Annotated in this window: 17 protein-coding genes; 7 read left to right on the top strand and 10 right to left on the bottom strand. The window is 34.8% G+C overall.

Going from position 1 to position 18,979, the window contains the following annotated elements; all coding sequences use genetic code 11:
• Positions 1-400 precede the first annotated feature (400 nt).
• The 4 genes from rpsA (at position 401) to HCX49_RS24175 (ending at position 4,313) form a co-directional block, all read left to right on the top strand.
• Entirely contained in the window at positions 401-2,335 is a 1,935-nt protein-coding gene (rpsA, locus tag HCX49_RS24190) for a 30S ribosomal protein S1 (protein WP_021190131.1), read from the top strand.
• Positions 2,336-2,440: 105 nt separating this feature from the next.
• Positions 2,441-3,274, top strand: a complete 834-nt coding sequence (locus HCX49_RS24185; protein WP_168128371.1) for a sulfurtransferase — start codon at positions 2,441-2,443, stop codon at positions 3,272-3,274.
• A gap of 13 nt (positions 3,275-3,287) precedes the next feature.
• Positions 3,288-3,851 (top strand): YdeI/OmpD-associated family protein, encoded by a 564-nt coding sequence (locus tag HCX49_RS24180; protein WP_132772152.1) that lies wholly within the window; start codon positions 3,288-3,290, stop codon positions 3,849-3,851.
• 123 nt (positions 3,852-3,974) lie between these two features.
• Complete coding sequence (locus HCX49_RS24175; RefSeq protein ID WP_206368701.1) at positions 3,975-4,313, top strand: YciI family protein; 339 nt, start codon at positions 3,975-3,977, stop codon at positions 4,311-4,313.
• 1 nt (position 4,314) lies between these two features.
• On the opposite strand, the gene HCX49_RS24170 is transcribed toward HCX49_RS24175, so the two are convergent.
• The 4 genes from HCX49_RS24170 to gyrB form a co-directional block, all read right to left on the bottom strand.
• A complete protein-coding gene (locus HCX49_RS24170) occupies positions 4,315-6,216 on the bottom strand; it encodes an ATP-dependent DNA helicase RecQ (RefSeq protein WP_168128370.1) in 1,902 nt (633 codons plus the stop codon).
• Positions 6,213-8,300 (bottom strand): ComEC/Rec2 family competence protein, encoded by a 2,088-nt coding sequence (locus tag HCX49_RS24165; protein WP_168128369.1) that lies wholly within the window; start codon positions 8,298-8,300, stop codon positions 6,213-6,215. Before HCX49_RS24165 ends, HCX49_RS24170 begins: the two co-directional genes overlap by 4 nt.
• Positions 8,300-10,345: a helix-hairpin-helix domain-containing protein gene (locus HCX49_RS24160; RefSeq protein ID WP_206368698.1), complete on the bottom strand. Its 2,046-nt coding sequence runs from the start codon at positions 10,343-10,345 to the stop codon at positions 8,300-8,302. Before HCX49_RS24160 ends, HCX49_RS24165 begins: the two co-directional genes overlap by 1 nt.
• Positions 10,346-10,911: 566 nt before the next feature.
• The gene (gene gyrB, locus HCX49_RS24155) at positions 10,912-12,870 is read right to left on the bottom strand and encodes a DNA topoisomerase (ATP-hydrolyzing) subunit B (protein WP_168128367.1); all 1,959 of its coding nucleotides are present in this window, start codon (positions 12,868-12,870) and stop codon (positions 10,912-10,914) included.
• A gap of 190 nt (positions 12,871-13,060) precedes the next feature.
• Between gyrB and HCX49_RS24150 the strand changes: the two genes are divergently transcribed.
• Both HCX49_RS24150 and HCX49_RS24145 read left to right on the top strand, forming a co-directional pair.
• Entirely contained in the window at positions 13,061-13,672 is a 612-nt protein-coding gene (locus tag HCX49_RS24150; RefSeq protein WP_021190122.1) for an OmpH family outer membrane protein, read from the top strand.
• 111 nt (positions 13,673-13,783) lie between these two features.
• On the top strand, positions 13,784-14,686 hold the full coding sequence (locus HCX49_RS24145; protein WP_168128366.1) for a CorA family divalent cation transporter: 903 nt from the start codon (positions 13,784-13,786) through the stop codon (positions 14,684-14,686).
• Here the strand turns inward: HCX49_RS24145 and tsaB are convergent.
• The 5 genes from tsaB to mscL all read right to left on the bottom strand — a co-directional run bounded on the left by tsaB (position 14,681) and on the right by mscL (position 16,867).
• Entirely contained in the window at positions 14,681-15,388 is a 708-nt protein-coding gene (tsaB, locus tag HCX49_RS24140; RefSeq protein WP_168128365.1) for a tRNA (adenosine(37)-N6)-threonylcarbamoyltransferase complex dimerization subunit type 1 TsaB, read from the bottom strand. The two genes, HCX49_RS24145 and tsaB, sit on opposite strands and share 6 nt — an antisense overlap.
• Positions 15,389-15,404: 16 nt before the next feature.
• Complete coding sequence (gene yidD, locus HCX49_RS24135) at positions 15,405-15,659, bottom strand: membrane protein insertion efficiency factor YidD (RefSeq protein ID WP_168128364.1); 255 nt, start codon at positions 15,657-15,659, stop codon at positions 15,405-15,407.
• The gene (locus tag HCX49_RS24130; protein ID WP_168128363.1) at positions 15,610-16,047 is read right to left on the bottom strand and encodes a ribonuclease P protein component; all 438 of its coding nucleotides are present in this window, start codon (positions 16,045-16,047) and stop codon (positions 15,610-15,612) included. The genes yidD and HCX49_RS24130 overlap by 50 nt, the downstream gene beginning before the upstream one ends.
• Positions 16,048-16,113: 66 nt before the next feature.
• A complete protein-coding gene (rpmH, locus tag HCX49_RS24125) occupies positions 16,114-16,272 on the bottom strand; it encodes a 50S ribosomal protein L34 (RefSeq protein ID WP_045753170.1) in 159 nt (52 codons plus the stop codon).
• A gap of 187 nt (positions 16,273-16,459) precedes the next feature.
• Positions 16,460-16,867 carry a large-conductance mechanosensitive channel protein MscL gene (mscL, locus tag HCX49_RS24120; RefSeq protein ID WP_021190117.1) on the bottom strand — a complete coding sequence of 136 codons (408 nt, stop codon included), beginning with the start codon at positions 16,865-16,867 and terminating at the stop codon, positions 16,460-16,462.
• A gap of 258 nt (positions 16,868-17,125) precedes the next feature.
• On the opposite strand from mscL, the gene HCX49_RS24115 reads away from it, so the two are divergent.
• Positions 17,126-17,767, top strand: coding sequence for a response regulator transcription factor (locus HCX49_RS24115; RefSeq protein ID WP_168128362.1), 642 nt, complete (start codon positions 17,126-17,128; stop codon positions 17,765-17,767).
• A 23-nt stretch (positions 17,768-17,790) separates the two neighbouring features.
• Here HCX49_RS24115 and HCX49_RS24110 read toward each other — a convergent pair whose 3' ends face one another.
• Entirely contained in the window at positions 17,791-18,933 is a 1,143-nt protein-coding gene (locus HCX49_RS24110; protein ID WP_168128361.1) for a sugar phosphate isomerase/epimerase family protein, read from the bottom strand.
• Positions 18,934-18,979: the final 46 nt, after the last annotated feature.

The raw sequence follows: 18,979 nt of genomic DNA, 5'->3' as shown, positions 1-18,979 counted from the left end.
AATCTTCTTATTAATTCTGCTTTTAAATATCGGCTACCAGAAAAAAGGCACAATCCCCTATCTCCCTCTAAATCAACAAAATTCATAGCCCCTATTTTTTACGTTACAATTCGATCATACTGCTCAATAATTTCTCAAATGTACTTGTACAACCAAATCAAAGTAATTTACACCCTACAATAACTCCTAGATTGGAACAATTGATAGGAACATACGCCCAATTCCATATGGAAGAGTCATAATTCAATTATGTTTTAGCAGTGGATTTCACTCGAAATTGCCAGCAATTCCATAAATGTGGATAACAATTTAAAAAAAAATAGATATAAATACTTGTTAATAAAAGTTTTTCGTATTTTTGCAGTCCCTACAATGTGGGGAAAAGGAGAAAAAATAATTAATGGCAAAAAAACAAGAAGTAGAAAAAGAGTTAGCAGCGAAAAACGCGGAGCTACAAGGCGCTGACACCAAAGTGGTGAAAGACACAGAAAAAATTGAATCAGAGGCTGATTCAAAACTAATCGAAGAAATCAAATCTAACACATGGATCACTCCAGAAGGCGAATTCGACTGGGATGCTAGTGATAAAGGTTTCGGAAATTACAGCGAGGCTGAGCGCGCTAAATTAGAAGAACAATACGCAGGTACTTTCAACCAAATCAATCAAGGTGAAATTATCGAAGGTACTGTTGTTTCTATCAACAATAAAGACGTTGTCTTAAATGTTGGTTTCAAATCTGATGGTTTGGTTTCATTATCTGAATTCCGTGACTTACCAGAATTGGCAGTTGGTGACGTAGTTGACGTTTTTGTAGAGTCGCAAGAAGATGCTAATGGACAATTAGTATTATCTCGCAAACGTGCTAAAACTCAAAAATCTTGGGAAGCTATCAATGAAGCATTGGAAAATGATGCTATCATTAACGGTTTTGTTAAAAGTCGTACTAAAGGTGGTCTTATCGTTGATATCAAAGGTGTTGAAGCATTCTTACCTGGATCTCAAATCGATATTAAACCTATCCGTGATTACGATATCTACGTAGGTAAAACAATGGAATTCAAAGTTGTTAAAATCAACCACGAATTTAAAAACGTTGTCGTATCACACAAAGTATTAATTGAAAACGATTTAGAGAACCAAAAATCTGAAATCGTATCTAAATTAGAAAAAGGTCAAGTATTAGAAGGTACTGTTAAAAATATCACTGACTTCGGTGTGTTCATCGATTTAGGTGGTGTTGATGGTTTACTTCACATTACTGATATTTCATGGGGTCGTATCGAGCATCCAAAAGAGGTATTATCATTAGATCAAACTATTAACGTAGTTGTTTTAGATTTTGATGATGAGAAAAAACGTATCGCTTTAGGCTTGAAACAACTTTCTGAGCATCCTTGGGAATCTTTAGATAAAGACTTAGCTGTTGGTTCTAAAGTAAAAGGTAAAATCGTAACAGTTGCTGATTACGGTGCTTTCTTAGAAATCATCCCGGGTGTTGAAGGTTTAATTCACGTTTCTGAAATGTCTTGGTCTCAAAACTTACGTTCTCCACAAGAGTTCTTAAAAGTAAGCGATGAAATCGAAGCTGAGATCTTAACTTTAGATCGCGAAGAGCGTAAAATGAGCCTAGGTATCAAACAATTAACTCCAGATCCTTGGAAAAACATTGTTGAGCGTTACCCAGTTGGTTCTAAACAAACTGCAGTAGTTAAAAACATGACTAACTTCGGTGTGTTCGTAGAATTAGAAGAAGGTATCGACGGTTTAATCCATATTTCTGATCTATCTTGGTCTAAAAAAATCAACCACCCTAACGAATTCACTAAAGTTGGTGAAAAATTAGATGTTGTTGTTTTAGAATTAGATGAAGAAAACAGAAAATTATCTTTAGGTCACAAACAATTAGAAGAAAACCCTTGGGATACTTTCGAGACAATCTTCACAATTGATTCAGTTCATGAAGGTACTGTATTGAAAGTTGGTGACAAAGGTGATATCGTTGCTTTACAATATGGTGTTGAAGGATTCTGTCCATCTAAACACTCTGTAAAAGAAGATAATTCTGCACTTAAAGTTGACGAAGTTGCTTCATTCAAAATCATTGAATTCAACAAAGAAAACAAACGTCTAGTAATTTCTCACTCTCGTATCTGGGAAGATGAAAGAGCTGAAGCACGTGTTGAAGAATTCAATGCTCGTAAAAAAGAAGCTAAAGTAGCAAACAATGCTGTTAAAAAAGTAAAAGATTCAGTTGAGAAATCTACATTAGGTGACTTAGACGTTCTTGCACAATTGAAAGAGCAAATGGAAGGTGATGAGAAAAACGCTAAATAGTTTTTAACATCAACTCGATAATATTAAGCCCTAGCATTTAGCTAGGGCTTTTTTTGTTTATAACAAAAACATGATTAAATTTACGTAACGTAAATGAAATAACCCATGTACTTTCCCTCTTCACTAATCACTCCTGCACAGCTTAGTAGTGAATTAAACAATTCCAAAATTGTATTATTAGATTGTACAATCGACAAAGTAGGTCAATCGCTAAAGGGTACGAACTTAGAAGTAATAGGCAACTCGCTCTTTTTTGATATCGAAACTACCTTTTCAGATAAAAACAACCCGCTACCACACACACTTGTTTCCCAAGAAACTTTCACAAATGGAATTCAGGAACTAGGTATCAATCAAGATAGCATCATTATACTATATGACCGGTGGGGTATATATTCAAGTCCTAGAGCTTGGTGGATGTTTAAGATTATGGGGTTTGATCAAGTTTATATACTTGAAGGTGGAATTCCAGCATGGAAAGAACAACATTTTCCCATAGTAGACCATCATATAAAATCAAAACAAAGAGGTAATGCCAAAGCTCATTTTAATTCAAAATGGTATGCAGATAAAGATTACGTGTTAGCTCATTATGAAAATAGTGAAACAAGCATTATTGATGCTCGTAGTCAAGGAAGATTTATTGCATCAGCTCCAGAACCCAGAGCAGGATTAAGAGGGGGACATATTCCCAATTCTCATAATCTTCCATTTGATCTTGTTCTCGAAGGAAACAGCTACGATTCAAAAGAAGAGTTGCAAAAATTGTTTAAATCATTTAATAACAGCAATGAACAGATCTTCACCTGTGGATCAGGTGTTACAGCATCGATCCTAGCTTTTGCCAGTCATTTACTTGGGAATAAAAACATCAAAGTATATGATGGTTCTTGGTCTGAGTGGGGACAGGAAAAACTCAATTTACCTATTTCCAACTAGTTATTACAAATTTATGGATAAGCAAAGCAAATGGGGGGAAGAATTATTAATCCTACGCAGCATAATTGAAGAGTTCCCACTTGAAGAAACAACAAAATGGGGTGGTCCGGTATTCACGTACCAACAAAAAAATGTTATTTCATTTGCTGGATTTAAAGATCATTTTGCACTCTGGTTTTTTAACGGATCGCACCTAGTAGATCCCGCAGCAGTTTTAACGGCAACACAGGGAGAAAAAACGAAAAACCTGCGCCAATGGAAATTTACAGATCCAAGCCAAATTGATAAATCTCTACTCAGACAATATATACAGCAGGCCATTAATATTGAAGAAATGGGATTAAAACTCATTCCAGGGAAAAAAGAATATTTATCCATTCCCGCATTAATTGAAGAAGCATTAAAGAACGACCCGCAATTAAAAAGGAATTTTGAGAATCTCAGTGATGCAAAAAAGAATGAATATTATGAGTATATTCATGAAGCAAAACAAGATAAAACAAAAGTAAACCGTCTAGAAAAAATTAAACCTATTATATTAAGTGGAAAAGGTTTATATGATAAATATAAAAAATAGATGAAAAATATACTTTACCTTGGATTATTGATATTAGGTACGCTACCTCGTTCGTATTCACAAAAAGCTAATGCCAAATATGACCATTTATTAGCCGATTAATTAGGAGCTGACAATTATGGAATGAAGTATTATAGTTTTGTGCTTCTAAAAACGGGCGCAACAAAAATAACCGATAAAGATTCTGTCAATCGACTTTTTGATGGACATATGAAAAATATTCAACGCCTAGCAAAAGAGAAAAAACTAATTGTAGCTGGTCCATTTGGGAAAAATGAAAGAGATTATCGCGGTATCTTTATATTAAATGTTAAAACTATCAAAGAAGCAGAAGCATTATTGGCTACAGATCCTGCCATTAACGCTGGTTTATTAATCTCCGAAATTACGTTATGGTACGGATCTGCGGCGCTACCATTATATTTGGAAGCCAGTAAAAAAGTAAATAAATTTGAATTTTAAACTAGATATTGGTATTCCAGATATACCGATCATCTACGACCTTAATCTTATGATGATCTATTAAATTTCGCACTACTTCCAATTTTATTTCATCATCACCAAGAGAAAGCCTTCCAATCAGATCATGTATCGTTTGAGCTTCGTTCAGTAAAATGCGTTCTATCTCTAATTTTATATTATGATGCAATTTCACACGATGATTACGAATTAGGCACAGATCACAGACCTGACAAAATAGTGTATTCTGTTCACCAAAATAATGGAGTAGTGACTGGCTACGACATTGTGAATGCTCAATATAATTGAGCATCGCCTCGATCTGAACAGTCTTTACGCGTTGTCTTTCTCTAATGAAAACATGGTCTACATAAAGATTTTTATAATCAACACGGTCCTGCAGAAAAGATAGCTGTGGGCTATCTGTTGGAGGAATATAACTCGCAATTTCCATTTTAACCAAGGCGTTGATTAAACTTACAATTTGCTCATAAGAAACACCTAACTTTTTTGCAAACTCATATTCATTTATGGAAATATAATCATCAAATACTCCTCCATACGATCTTAATATAGCCTTTATAAGTTTATCATAACGCTCATATTGAACTTGAATTTTGTAGAGCTCTTGATGGTTCACTGCAAATTTAAATCGAGAAGGAATAAAGACAGCTTCAGAAAGCGTCAACCAGCCATCCTTTTCTAAAAACTTGAGGGCACTTAAAGTAGGAATTGTTTCAAGTTTATATTTTTTTATAAAAGAGACTACATCAAAATCAAATACAACTCCCTCCCCTGCACCATAAGGAATTTGAAAGTGATTACATAAGTAATGATAGACTTGTTGAATGAAAGCGACGGTTGGAAAACTCAGTTCTAAATTTTTTAAAAGACGATTCTTATCTTCCTGCTGATATAACATAACAGGATAAGCCTTTTTTCCATCCCTGCCTGCTCTTCCTGCTTCTTGATAATAAGCTTCTAAAGATTCAGGGATATCCAAGTGAATAACAAACCGGACATCCGATTTGTCAATTCCCATCCCAAAGGCATTGGTAGCAACAATAACGCGTGTTCTATTTTGCATCCAAGCTTCTTGCTTATCATCACGGTCTTTTCCTATCAAACCAGCATGATAAAAATCCGCCGAGATCCCATTGTTTATTAAGAAACGTGCAATCTCTTGAGTCTCTCTTCTATTTCGCACATAGACGACACCTGAGCCTCCCAGCTTTTGAATGACACGAAGCATCCGTCCCGATTTATTTTCTTCTTCCAGCGCCATATATCCGAGATTATCACGCAAGAAACTTTTAACAAATACGTTCTTCTTTTTAAAGGCCAATTTATCCTGAATATCTGCAATTACAGATGTCGTAGCTGTTGCAGTTAAAGCAAGAAAAGGAATATCTGGATGTATCTCCCTCAGTTTAGACAACTGTAGGTAAGAAGGTCGAAAATCATAACCCCATTGTGAAATACAATGGGCTTCATCTATTGCATAGAGATTGACAGGCATATGTTTGATACGCTCCTGTATCAATTCACTATACAAACGTTCGGGAGATAAATAAAGAAATTTTATATGGCCAAAAATACAATTGTCCAATATAATATCGACTTCTCGTGGTTTAAGACCCGAATAAATAGCAACAGCTTCGATACCGATATCCTTGAGATGTTTTACCTGATCTTTCATCAAAGCGATTAAAGGCGTCACGACAATACAGATACCCGGAAGTATCATTGCCGGAACCTGGAAACATATTGATTTACCACCACCTGTAGGCAATAAAGCTAGGGTATCTTTCTTATCCAGTACAGATTGGATGATTTCCTCCTGAAGAGGTCGAAACTCATCATGTCCCCAATACTGTTTTAATATGCTGATGCTATCTACACTCATAATAACTCCTTGTCCCAAACATACGCAAAATTATTTTTTATGGTATAATGCGCTACCCCCATATCATCAAGTTGCTGTCTCCACATCTGAATATTGAAGTCACTATTCGTTCCATCAAACAGCACAAGCTTAGGTTTTATAATTTTTACATTTTCGATAAAATTCCATTTGCTATTTTTTCTGACAAGTAAAATATCTGTAGGGCGATGACTTAGTAAAGAATGCTCCATAATTTGTATTGTTAAATTGGGTTTCTGAATCAGGTAATTTGTCCTTACAGAATCATATGATATCAATGGAAGAAAATCAATATCTTCCCAATTAGAGAAACGGGACAAATCCCTTTTCGCACTATAAACCAAATTTCTGGCATCTAAAGAATCAAAAGAACTAACCATGGTGATGTTATTCTTTTGTATAAAAGCAAGTGCAATCTCTTTTCTGGTACTGTAAATGCGAAATCCTATATAATTAAACTGCAAATACTGTAAATAGCTGAAAGTGCTAAGGCCAATCAATAGAAAACATACACTCATGTATAAAGCAACCTTATTTTTCCAATAAAATGCATAGCTGCAACTGAACAAGAAAACTAAACTGATCAAAACTAAAGCTGGAGAAAGGACAATTCCAGTCCATGTTGCAAAAGGTAATTGATCCAAAAACTCCAATGTGAAAAACATTTTCTTAATAAGCCAATCCATAGCATACCCTAACCAAACATTGATAATATCAACAGGAATGAACATCATCGCCATCCCGATATACATAATGAGCGTAACAGGTAAAACAACAAGTAAGTTCGCAATTAAAAAATAATTTGGGAACTGTCCAAAATAAAACAATGAAAACGGTGCTGTCATAATTTGAGCACTCAAAGAAATAGCGACGCTATCCCATATGATGCGACTGAAGCGATTACTTTCAAAAATAGATAGACGTTTAAACAGTGGAAAAAATAAAACAATTCCTAAAACAGCAAAGTAAGATAACTGAAACCCGATATCAAATAATATATTGGGCTGCAATAATAAAAGTAGGAATGCAGAAGATGCCATTGTATTGAGCATATTGCCTTCCCGCTGCATTGATCTAGCAATAAGAAAAAAACTCAACATGATCGCTGCGCGTAATATGGAAGGTGCCATTCCCGTTAAGATGGTATAACTCCAGATCGCACAAAGCAACATAACAATTCTTAAAAGATTTAGAGTATAATTACCACTTACTTTGGCTAGCAACCACATCAAAACAATAAAGACTATTCCAACATGCATACCTGAAACACTCAGCACATGAATAGTACCTGTATTACTAAAAGTCTGCACAATATCTTGTGACATCACTGCTCTATAACCAACGATCAATGCCACTGCAATTTGAAAAGAATCTTCATCTTTCAGATATTTTCTAAATTTACTGACGAGCTCCCTCCTTAATTCTAAAGCTCGGGCTTTAATCCCAAAACCTTGATGATGACGAATGATTTTATACTCCTTTGACTTCAAATAAATCTGGCCATCGATACCCTGATTTTTTAAATAATCTCTATAATTGAACTCCAATGGATTAAGTGGCTTTGGGATGGGTTTCACCTTATTTTTTAAAACCATCTCATCACCATATTGTATACGAGAGTCTTTTTGATCAAAAGGCAACGTCACCATAAGCCGACCTGTCGCCTTTTGAAATGTTGAATCGATACGTTTTGCTAACAGAGTTACAGAAAATCGAACTGAATTATTGTAAAAAACCGGTTCTTCATCCACCATCGCAATATACTGATCACTAGTACCAATGAGAAAATGGTTAATATCCACCTGATCATGCGTTCTCCAGATATTCCAAATTCCGAAAAAAATCAAAATAATGTAGCTATTTACAATAGATAAAATTTCTAAACGGGAAGTATAAAAGAAAAATACGAGATGCGATAAAAAGCTAAAAACAAGCAGTAATTGTATCAAATTAAACATGCTTTTGCTAGGTTCAAAAAAATTGGCAATTCCTATTCCAATACCATAAAATAGCACAATTTTAAGAAATGGAAGCTTTTTCAGCTGTTCTTCAAAATTCGTCTTCATTAAAATTGGAATCTTAGCTGTACTTTAACTTCTGATTTGATATTTCCCTGAATTTCATCTAACCCCGAACCTATTTTTTCAAGTTCAGGATAATAGAAAGCTGATATTTTAGTCCATAAATCAATATTTCGATGTATTCTGTAACGTATATTATTATACATTCGCCAACCTTTTTGATAATACAGTGGAAAGGAAGAAGCATATAAGACATCATTTTCAAAAGCATAAATCCGGGTATTATAACTATCAGTATGAAAATAAGCTAAACGCATATTTGTTGCTATTTTACTACTCTTGGGGTTAAAAAACAGATCCTGATAGGCCATCCACCCAAATTCTTTTTGTTCGGACTCTTTCAGATATTGAACACCTTCAAGCCTACTACGAATGCTCCAGATATTACTTAATTTATATTTGTATTCAAATCTCAATTGGTATTTATTAACTGTTGCCAAGAAAACCTTTTCATTTTTTGAAGCCGAAGTATTTTCTTCTTTCACACGGTATCGGAAGCGCACTGATATCTGGCCCTTCTTATACCAGATATAAGAGAATTGGGACATAATATCATAGCCTGAAGAAGGTGCTAGTACGCGGTATCGCAACCAAGGGAACTTAAAAACATCCAGATAAGCGGTCCATTGAATTTTTCGAGAGGGATGAAAAACAAGACCTGTATAGAGTCCTTTTTCATTCTTAGTACTGCTATTTTCTCCCATTGACTGGGCAAAGAAACTATGATAGTTCTTTTGATAATCACGATATAAAAGAACTGTGGAAAACTTTGGAGTTATACTGGTCATAATTCCCGTTAACCAAGCATATCCTTCATCAAAACTCGTAGCAATCTCTCCAAAAAAATAAGAATTACGATAAGTGTAATTATAATAGAGGCTAGCATTTCGAAGTAAATTACCCTCAAAATCATATTTATTTTCAAGAGCTTTGCCCAAAAGTTTAACACCTTCTAGATGGGTAGCAACAAAATTTCCACCTATCTTAAATCTATTTTTGCTGTAAAGTAAGTTACCTCCATAAACCAGTTGTCCGATCGCATTACGATATCGCTGTTCTGTTGGGGTACGATGAAGACCTGAAGTGGACAAAGTAGATATCACCCAATCATCATTGACCTTTTCCATATTGCCATCAATCTTTCGATAAGAAATATAAGGTGTAAATTCAAATTTACCTAAAGACAAAGAACCTGCTACACCTCTTAAAAAATTTGCTTCATTCAAAGATGTGTACTGTCTTAAACCTATCCCCTGCCTAGCAGAACTTTCGATCATGCTTCCTTTACCGAAACTCAATCCATTCCACATCGTCAAACCCTGACCAATTTGTAAGGCAAAATCTCCAATGACTACATGTTTTACTTTCCCAAGATCTCTAATTGATAGACTCGCACCATAAAAATCAAAACCATATTGTTGCTTGTCTCTGAAGAATAACTCCCCGGCATCTTTATCCATATTAATAGCAAGCCGAATCTTATCATTATAATTGAGCCTATAACGTACAGTATATCGATTCGGATCCCCAATGTACCGCGACCTGGCTGTATCAGTAATCGAATATCCTTTGGCACGTTGCAATAAACGTCCATATCGTAACATAACTTCTTGCTTCGATTTTAAGAAATTCTTAACTGTAAAATCTCTGTAATGCATATCACCTGAAACAGTAACAAAAGGAAGTAAATACTGAACTGTACGCAAATCAAACCCGATTATACTTTGTAACTCCTGTTTAGAAATAAAATCACCGGATTCTTTTCTGTGTGCCAACAGGCTTTCGATCTGAATAACACTTAAAAATAATAAATCGTTTAATTCACGTCCGTCTGTTTTATTTAAATCAATCGGATTTTTCAGGTAATATGACCATCTCTCTGAAATTTCGCTCGCATCGACATCCTCCTCTAATTCTTCCAATAGTTGTTCAAGTAACTGATCAAAAGTCAATTCATTATACTCTTGACCATATGTTGCAATAGCGCTACCTAACAAGATCCAAATTAATAGGTAAAGTTTAAGTCTCAAAAACTTATTACTTAAAAAAATAAGAATCATAAATTTGATATATAGATAATAAAAAGTTTAATTTCATATTATTTCACATATCGGAACACGACTATTACAATAAGTAATAATTATGTTACTTAAAGAAATATTGTAACGAATGCATCAATTAATTCTTTAAAAGAAGCTATAACGGTTGCTACAATTAAAAACCAGGAGAGGTTTTTTTATAGCATTATCGCATTCTCACTTAGGGTAAAAGCAAAAATAATCACCTAAATAAGATAGGCGAAGTAAATCATAATTTTTATCAATCAGCATCATTAATCTTTAATTACAGCAAACCAATACGTATTATATGGTTGAAGAAGGTTATCAACGGATCATAGAACACGCTTTAGTAGAGAGCTAATCGTTAACCTAAAATCGACGAAAAAACGTAATTTAAGTACAACGAAAATACTAATACCATATATAAGTTACAGTTATTAACCTAATTAGACAAAAAATATAGATTTTTCTAATTCAAAAAAAAAGGTCTAACTACCTGAGTAGTTAGACCTTTCAAAGATTAAAATCTAAAATAATTAAATATCGATCTTAGCGTAACGTGAATTGCGCTCAATAAACTCACGACGGGGTGCAACCTCATCACCCATTAACATTGAGAATATACGATCACATTCAGCCGCATTTTCGATGTTCACTTGTCTTAATGTACGCGTCTCAGGATTCATTGTTGTATCCCATAGTTGTTCAGCGTTCATTTCTCCAAGACCTTTATAACGTTGTACATGTACGCTGTCTTCTTTACCTCCACCTTTCAATTGCTGAATAGCATTTAAGCGTTGATCTTCAGTCCAAGCGTATTGATGATCTTTACCTTTTTTAACCAAATATAATGGTGGAGTAGCGATGTAAATGTATCCCTTCTCAATCAATTCTTTCATGTATCTAAAATAGAACGTTAGAATTAAAGTTGTGATGTGAGAACCATCGACGTCCGCATCGGTCATGATAATGATACGATGGTAACGTAATTTATCTAAGTTTAATGCTTTAGGATCATCTGGGGTACCTAAACTAACACCTAGGGCAGTAAACATATTTTTGATCTCTTCATTTTCATAGATCTTATGTTCCATTGCTTTTTCTACGTTTAGAATTTTACCACGAAGTGGCATAATCGCTTGATATTTACGATCACGTCCTGATTTTGCTGTTCCACCTGCCGAATCTCCCTCCACAAAGTAAATTTCACATTTTGTAGGATCATTATCTTGACAATCTGCGAGCTTACCAGGTAAACCAGAACCACCCATTACAGTTTTCCTTTGTACAAGATCACGAGCTTTACGAGCCGCGGCACGAGCCTGAGCTGCGATTACAACCTTTTGTACAATTGCTTTTGCTTCCCGAGGATTCTCTTCTAAATAGATATTTAAAATCTCTCCTACGGCAACATCAACAGCACCCATTACTTCAGAGTTACCCAATTTGGTTTTTGTCTGTCCCTCAAACTGCGGTTCAGCGACTTTCACCGAAATAACAGCTGTTAGACCTTCACGAAAATCATCTCCAGTAATTTCTACCTTCAAATTTTTCAATAAACCAGATCTATCGGCATATGCTTTTAAAGTACGGGTCAAACCACGACGAAAACCGGCAACATGTGAACCTCCTTCAATGGTATTAATGTTATTCACGTATGAATGTACATTTTCAGTGTAAGTCTCGTTATACTGTAAAGCCAATTCAACAGGAATACCTTGTTTGATACCCTCCACATAAATCGGATGTGGTATGATCGGGTGACGGTTACTATCTAAAAACTGGACAAATTCTTGTAGACCACCTTCAGATAAAAACACATCTTGACGTAAAGTACCGTCTTCCAAAGTTTCTCGCTCATCTGTTAAAGATAAAGTGATCCCTTTATTCAAGAAAGATAATTCACGAAGACGACTCGCTAATGTATCATAGTTATAAGTCGTAGTCGTTGTGAAAATTTCACTATCGGGAGTAAACGTAACAATAGTACCCGTAGCATCAGACTCACCAATCTCCTTCACCGTATATAAAGGTTTTCCCTTTTCATACTCTTGCTGGAAAACTTTACCATCACGGTGAACAACTGCGGACAAATGAATAGATAAAGCATTTACACAGGAAACCCCCACGCCGTGAAGACCACCTGATACCTTATACGTATCCTTATCAAATTTACCACCAGCATGTAATACAGTCATTACAATTTCCAGTGCCGATTTATTCTCCTTTTTATTGATACCTGTTGGAATACCACGTCCGTTATCCTTTACGGAAATAGAATTGTCTTTATGGATAGTGACAAAAATATCTGTACAATAACCTGCAACGGCTTCATCGATAGAGTTATCGACGACCTCATATACCAAATGGTGCAAACCTTTAACCCCTGTGTCTCCAATATACATGGAAGGACGTTTACGTACAGCCTCTAATCCCTCTAAAACTTGGATATTATCGGCTGAATAGGATGATGCATTTTTGTTTTCTTCGCTCATTGAAACTAATTAAATACTTGTAATCAAAAATACGAAATTTTAACCACTTTAACAAGTCAACGAGAAGTGATAACAAGCAATTTAATGCGCTATTATTCCATAATTATTTTATATTTTAGCAGTCGAAAATCCTAAATGTAATTTTTTTATAGTAGGTTTGTTCTTATTAAAACGTGTAATCAAATAAACAATGAGTAATATATTTTCAACATTATCAAAGGTAACTTTAGGCGTAGCAATATCAGTAGCCGCTATTTCTTGTAACCAAGAGGGAAAAAGTACTGGTGCTACAACTTCCAAAGATTCTACTTCAGCAAACACTTCTTCAACAAAAGTTGAGAAAATTGTATACATCAATTCAGATTCTTTATCTCAAAAATATGAGTACTTTAAGGACATTAGAAGTAAATTAGAAGCAAAAGTTAAAAAAGCACAAACAGATCTTCAGGCAAAAAGCCAAGCTTTTCAACGTGAAGTTGCAGAATACCAACAAAAAGCACCTAATTTAAGTGCTGCAGAAAGACAAGCGACAGAAGAAAAATTAGCACGTAAACAAGACGAATTAAGCCGTTTAGATCAAAATGCATCTGCTTCAATACAACAAGACGAATCCGCTGAATTTAATAATGTCTACAATAAAATTACCGAATTTTTGAAGAAACATGCAAGTGATAACGGTTATACACTTGTACTGACATATTCGAAATCAAATCCGACAGTATTATATGCTGATTCAAAATTGGAAATCACGAATGAAGTGGTGAAACAATTAAATGAAGAATATAAAAAAGAAAAGAAATAACATTTCTAAAATAGTTAAATAAGAAAGCCGCTCATGAGCGGCTTTCTTATTTAACAACAATTTGCTTTTTGAAAATCTCTTCGGTATATTAACCTAAAATCCGATTAATTTATGATATCCACTATAGTAAGTAAAGAGCAAGCTAGTTATGAATGGGTCGATGTATTCGAGCCAAGTATAACGGATCTCGAAATTTTGAAAGAAAAATATAACCTCAATCAGGCATCTATTAAAGATTCTTTAGAACCTGAACATCTTCCAAAAATAGAAGAGTTTGACAACTATACTTTTATTATCCTAAGGATGGTATCTGCAACATTTAAGGATAACTCCGACAATATTGGTGAAATAACAGACCGTTTAACTATTTTCTATGGTGCAGACTTCGTCATTACACTTCATAAGAAAAATGTAGAATTCATTCATAAAATGAAACTTTTGGATTTTAGATCTCCAAAATTAAAAGACAGTAAACATTTAGCTAATTACCTGAGCACGGCGGCGCTGGCCTCTTTTGAAAAAATACTGCCCAAAATATCTACTAAATTGGATGAATATGAAGAAAGCGTTTTTCTGACACGTCAAAAAAAGCTAGTCCTCAAACATGTCTATTTTATTAAAAGACAGATTGATGTTGTCAGGAAGGTTATCATATTGTACAAAGAAATTGTAGAGCACTTTCATGCTAATCAAAAACGCAATGTCTACAGCCGAGATTTAAAAGATCTATATTTGAGAGCCAATACCCTGTACGACAATCTTTCAGAGAACACAAGTCAGCTCCTCAATATCTATTTTAATATTTCCTCCAATCACACGAACGAAATCATGCGTATTTTAACCATTTTTTCCGTGTTTTTTATGCCGATTACTTTTGTCGCTGGCGTTTACGGTATGAATTTCAAAAACATGCCTGAACTAGAATGGTACTATGGATATCCTGTAGCAATTATTATTATGCTCGGAATATCGCTAGCAATCTATTACTGGTTCAAAAGAAAAGGCTGGTTATAAACCAGGTCTTTTCTTTGCAGTGGTTGCAACAAAATCTTTTAAATAATAGGGTTCGAAGTAAGCAACATCTTCAAAATCTTTAGCTTGATACTTATCGAAAGCAATTTTGCTCATATCAGTCGCGTTCGTCTGTACTTCCTCAATAATATCTACACCTTGTCCAGTACTAAATACATCTTTTAATTTATCCGCTCCCGGACCAAATAAACAAATACGAGGGTATTGTACTATAAATTGATCAAAACTTGTAGCATCGATAATCAAAGCTTGAGTAGTTACTACCGATTTTCCTGTATCATCAAATGAAGCACAGTACACCTCCATCCTTCTCGCGTCTAACATCGGGATATAAAGATCGTACGATAGTGATTTCCCTTCATTCGCACGAAAACCTGAATAAATAGCATCTAGCGTATTGACAGCGATCAAAGGTATATCCAGGGCATAGCACAAACCCTTAGCGGTAGAAACTCCGATCCTTAAGCCAGTGTAAGATCCAGGCCCCATACTTACTGCAATCGCGGATAAATCTTTAAAACCTATATTTTCCTGATCCAGCAAAGCTTGAATAAGAAGTGTCAATTGAGAAGCGTGCACATTCGGCTCATCAACACTTTCGTGCTGACGGACGTTACCTGATTCAACTAGAGCTACTGAACATACAGAAGTCGAGGTTTCTATTTGTAAAATATAAGTATGCATATTTATAGTAAAAAGATTAAGGAACCGGATCGTGGCCATGACCACCCCACGGATTACAACTCAAGATACGTTTAATAGCTAACCATCCTCCTTTAAATGGGCCATACTTTTGTATAGCTTGATAACCATACTGAGAACAGGTTGGCGTATAACGACAATTAGCTCCCAAGAAAGGAGAGATAAAAATTTGATAAAATCGGATAATACCTAAGAATAGCAGACTAAATATCCGCTTGATTATCTTTTGCCAAATATAGTTTAGAACACTCATTCTTTAATTTTATCAAAGCTTTTTCCATATGACTATACAGAAAATCATATGCTAACAAGCCTTTACCAACATATTGTATTGTAAATAACAAAGGTAATTGATGTTCCAGTAAAAATGGTGTTAAGCCATCATTTTTTTGTAAACGATAACATTCACGCATACGTCTCTTCATCAGATTACGATCAACGGCACGTTTGAACCGGCGTTTTGAAACCGCTAAGATTACCTGTGATAAAGAATTTTCCAAAATGAGGTTAGTATCTTCTCTTTGAGCATAGAAGACAACACGGTAGGGATAACAAACAAAAGAAGAACCTTTATGAAACAGCGTGTCAATCAACTTGACACTACATAAACGTTCTTCTTTTTTAAATGTATTTTTAATCATAATCGATGACTGAAAAGTCGGCCATGTCATTACACGAGCCTCCTGGCCACCAGCTACGCAAAAATATTAACCTTTGTGACGACCTTCGTCAGAAACTGTAAGGCGTTTTCTACCTTTTGCTCTACGAGAAGCTAAAATTCTTCTACCATTTGCAGAACTCATGCGATCTCTGAATCCGTGCTTGTTTCTTCTTTTTCTTTGCGATGGCTGAAATGTTCTTTTCATGACGCTTAATATGCTAAATTATGTTTTGATTCTATTAATAAAACTCCCTAAAGAGGAATGCAAAAGTAAAATATATTTTAGAGAATAACAAACAATAAATGCAACTTCTCCAAAATATCGAAATATTCCATAAAAAACAGATGAAGAATAGGGTATTCTTCATCTAATTTTTTACCAAAGTATATGATTACTTATTTTTAAGTAAATCTCTGATTTCTGTTAAAAGTGTTTCTTCTTTTGTTGGAGCAGGTGCCACTTCAGGAGCTTTATCTTCCTTACGTTTCATCGAATTTAAGGCTTTTATCACCATAAAAATACAAAATGCAACAATTAGAAATTGGATCACGACATTAATAAAGTTTCCTAAGTTAATCGCTACTTCTGGCTTTTTTGCAACCTCATCTGCAGCTTTAAGTACATATTTAATTTCTGAAAAATCAACACCTCCTGTCAAATAACCAATTGGTGGCATGATGATATCATCTACCAATGACGTTACAATTTTTCCAAATGCACCACCGATAATAACACCGACTGCTAAATCAACTACGCTACCGCGCATAGCAAATTCTTTAAACTCTTTCAAAATTCCCATAAAATAAATGTTTAATATTGCAATTATTGTAATTCTCTACCTAAATATAAGCTTATTTCAATATAACTGACACAAAAATATTAATATTTACGGTAAAATATCGTTAGCCAATTTACAACACAAAGTAGCGAGAAATAAAATAAACAGAAAAGAACTAATCTTTGACTATATTTACACGCATTTATTATTTCGAATTCAGTATTTTTGTTTATTTTTAAACAACACAATTCGCAACATAATATTTCCTAAATATCGCTCATGAAAAAAATATTAATTGCCGACGACCATAGTATTGTTCGATTAGGAGCATCTGTCATTATAAAAGAAACTATGCCATCCTGTATCATTACACAGGCTCAGGATTATAGTGAGGTTCTAACATTGTTGGAAAAAGAAGATTTTGATCTACTATTACTCGATATCAATATGCCTGGAGGAAATAATATTAGAGTAGTAAAAGAAATTCTAGAAATACAACCGTCCATCAAAATACTGGTATTCTCTTCTTATGATGAATCTCTTTATGCTTTAAGATATATTGAAGCTGGCGCTGCAGGATTTGTCAATAAAAGCACGGCTATGGCAGAGCTTAGTAATGCAATATTAACAATAAAAGAAAGAGGAAAATACATGTCGGATGAAGTAAAAGACCTTTACGTTAAGAAGCTAACTCAAACCAAAGCTAAGATAAACACGATGAATCCGCTTTCACGACTTTCAAACAGAGAAGTGGATGTTGCAAAGTATTTAATGCAGGGATTGGGTATCATTGAAGTCTCTACGAGCTTAGATCTTAGCCCGTCAACTGTAAGTACTTACAAAAGCAGAATATTTGAAAAATTAAATGTCTCTAATATTCCAGAGCTCATTGAAATATTTAAAATTCACTCTGCAAACTAGTTTGCAGAGTGAATTCTATTTTTTTAAGATAACTCATCAATTGTTACAACAGGAATATCTTTTCCGTGTACGATCTGTAAGTCACGTTCATTTTTATATGAATACCCGCTCTTTTCATCCAGTTCCCATAGCATTGGTGCAAAGAAATTAACACAGGTATTAAAGCCCTGTAAGATAGCAGACATAACCCCTGTATCTTTAGAATTTTTAGCTTCGTTTTCTATTTCAAAAACTCCGTTAAAAGCGCGGTTTTGCAAAGTATCAACAAATGCTCTCCAGTCCATGCTATCTGACCCTCCAAATCCAGGAAGCATGGCTTCGTAATGATGTCTATCCCAATCATGTGCTGGAATTGCAATATTAGCAGCCTTAGCAAGGTCAGCATCAACATGCTGCATTGGATACATACCGCCCCAGTCCGTGCGCGCTTGTGTACTTAAATTGCGTGTAGTCTTGATATGAATACGGTGTAACCGCTCAATATCCATAGCATTGATAACAGATACTGGATCTGTATTTTGCCAGACATCATGTGATGGATCATAGATTTCACCATGTGCTTTACTTGGTATCATTTCATACATCAATTTTCGTGCGGCCAATACTGCTGGCAAATTATTATAAGTACTGCTATAACGCGACGATCTCCAGCCTTCCATAGGACAGTTTTCATACAATACCGTTACCCCTAGATCTTCAGCATATTTAATAATTGGTGCAAAAACACGTTTGTACTCATCTAGATTTTTCTGAAAGCCATCTATCTGATTACCAAGATCATGATTATAACCAACAAAAGTCCCCACTTTTACATTATTGGCATCTCCTCCGAGTAAATGAGCAATCCGAATAAGTTTTAATAAATGATTCTGATTTTTAACCCGTTCACCTTCTTCTCCACCGATCATATTCTCGAAAGCCCCCAAAGACAGATGTAAAGCGGCCTGATTGAAAACTTCTATTGTACGTTTTGCATCCTCCGCTGTAAAACCTTCATAATTGAGATGTGTTGCCGTATGATCCTGACGTGTGCCATCTTTTCTAAACACACATAAATCAATACCTGAAGCTCCGACTTCTTTTGTTTTATCTATTAATTCAGTTAAATCCAGCTTGTCAAATGCTGAACTCATCACCCATATTGGATTATTCAATTTGCGATTCATATCTATACTACTTGTTTTTATCGGTTCTATGACATAACCATGCATA

This window comes from Sphingobacterium sp. B16(2022) (assembly GCF_012030425.1).
GTDB classification, from domain to species: domain Bacteria; phylum Bacteroidota; class Bacteroidia; order Sphingobacteriales; family Sphingobacteriaceae; genus Sphingobacterium; species Sphingobacterium anhuiense.
Note: the sequence above shows the minus strand (reverse complement) of the source record. Positions and strands in the feature narration are given on the sequence as shown.